This window comes from Streptomyces sp. RP5T (genome assembly GCF_003933965.1).
Classification (GTDB): domain Bacteria; phylum Actinomycetota; class Actinomycetes; order Streptomycetales; family Streptomycetaceae; genus Streptomyces.
The window spans coordinates 1-1,892 of record NZ_RSAJ01000978.1 but is presented as its reverse complement, the minus strand read 5'-3'; the positions used below and the strand labels follow the sequence as shown (position 1 = coordinate 1,892).

Below are 1,892 nucleotides of genomic sequence, written 5' to 3'. Positions count from 1 at the left end.
GGGTGAGGCGGGGCGGTGGAGGCCGGCCTCACCCGCTGTGGGCTTCGCAGTGATGCGGCAGGTCGCTCGCTCGGTGGCGCTCAGCCGCAGCCAGACGCCGTCGAACGACTCGACGGGGCCGACCGTCACATCGGTCCAGACGACCGACTTCGGTCGGGTGAGCGCGTCGCGAAGGAGTTCCGGGGCGATGGACTGGTCCTCGTCCCAGTAGAGCCGGACGAGCCGGTCGTCGTCGATGTAGTCGTTCCGCTCTCCGTCCTGGCCGATCACCGGGAGGAAGCCGCACATCTTGACGGAGTCGGACCGCATCCGCCCCTCTTCGCGTTGGAAGGCCACGGCCCTGGAGAGCCCGCGCCACCGCAGTGGGACCACGAGGCGTCCGCCGACGGCGAGCTGGTCCCACCAGGCGCCGGGGAGGTCCCACATGCCGACCGTGGCGATCATTCGGTTGTACGGGCTGAATTCCGGGGCGCCGAGGGCGCCGTCTCTCGTGACGACGCGAACGTCGTCGTATCCGTTGGCGTCCAGCGTCCGGCGGGCGTAGGCGGTCACGTCGGGGTCGATGTCGCATGTGGTGACCCGGCCGGACTTCCCGGTGAGGTGCTTGAGCAGGGCGGCGTTGTAGCCGGTGCCGGCCCCGATTTCGAAGACGTTGTCGCCTTCGCGGACGGCGAGCTGGACCAGCATGAAGTGCACGACGTCGGGCTGGGAGGCGCAGCTCAGCGGGAGTGCGTCCTCGTCCGGGTTGTCCTTGATCGTCACGCTCTTGTTGGCGTACGCCGCCTCGATGGGTGCGTCGGGGAGGAAGGCGTGGCGGGCTACGGTCCGCATGGCGGTCTCGGCGCGTGAGTCGCGGAGGCCGGAGAGGTCCTCTTTCAGGATGGCGTCGACCAGGCGGTTGCGCAGGTCCTCGGGGCAGGCGCCAGTGGGGGTGTTCATCGCGTCCTTTCGGAAGGTGCCCGGCTGTGCGTACGGCAGGGGCAGGTCGTTCTCGTTTGTTCTGGTGTGCGGATGCGGTTCGCGGCGTCACCCTGTCAGGAGCAGGCAGCGGTCCCAGGGGGCGGTGATCGCCGTGTTGACGGGGTCGGTGAGACGGACCAGGTGGATACCTGCCGTGCCGTCCATCAGGCCGGCACCGACCGGCAGTCCGTGGTGGTCCAGGTGCTTGTTGAGCCGGACGTTCAGTCGGCGTAGATGCGACGCGAGTTCGTCGTCGAGGGCGTCGGCGGCGGTACGGGAGACGGTCTGTATGAGCCCCGTCCAACCGTGGCAGAGCGATGCGTCGGTGAGCTGGGCGAGCTGCTGGTCGTCGGCCAGACATCCAGCCAGGGCCTGCTCGGCTTGCCGTTGCCGGTCACGGTCGCCGAGGGCGACGCCGGCGAGTTGCTGAGCGCGGGCGATGCCGGGGGTGCCGTAGCACCAGGACGGGCGTCTCGGTCCTGGACGCTGGAGCTCGCAGCTTCGGTGTTCGGCTCGGGTGATCAGGTCCGGCCACCAGGCACGCGAGCAAGGCAGCCGGGAAGACCCCGGAAGCAATTACCCACAGTGATAGACCGCGAGTATGTGATCCTCTATCTCCCTGTAAAACATCTCCTCCAACCGCCTTCCTGAAGGTTCCCCTTGTCGACCAGGCAGCGGATCGCATCGAGTATCGCCCGGTGGCAATACACCTCGGGCTGCCCTCCCCAGCACCGCATCCAGGCCGGCACCGGCAACAGCTGCCGGATCACGGCCCACCCCGCCGACACCGCACTTTAAAGGTCAGTGAGCCTCTTTCATCCTGAATAGTCGCAGGTCATGAGTGTGTGGATGGCTTGGACGGTGCGGCTGATGCGGCGGGTGGAGGAACGTGCTCTGCGCATGATGCGCCAGGACTTGAGCCGGGCGAAGGC

General features: G+C 67.9%; 2 protein-coding genes and 1 pseudogene. All 3 read right to left on the bottom strand.

Going from position 1 to position 1,892, the window contains the following annotated elements; genetic code table 11:
• Positions 1-939: methyltransferase domain-containing protein (locus EHS43_RS43655; protein WP_125195951.1), on the bottom strand; the 939-nt coding region annotated here is incomplete at its 3' end.
• 87 nt (positions 940-1,026) lie between these two features.
• Positions 1,027-1,536 carry a lanthionine synthetase LanC family protein gene (locus EHS43_RS43650; RefSeq protein ID WP_260470996.1) on the bottom strand — a complete coding sequence of 170 codons (510 nt, stop codon included), beginning with the start codon at positions 1,534-1,536 and terminating at the stop codon, positions 1,027-1,029.
• Positions 1,537-1,775: 239 nt separating this feature from the next.
• Positions 1,776-1,892, bottom strand: a pseudogene (locus EHS43_RS48585) (IS5/IS1182 family transposase); the annotation flags it as partial.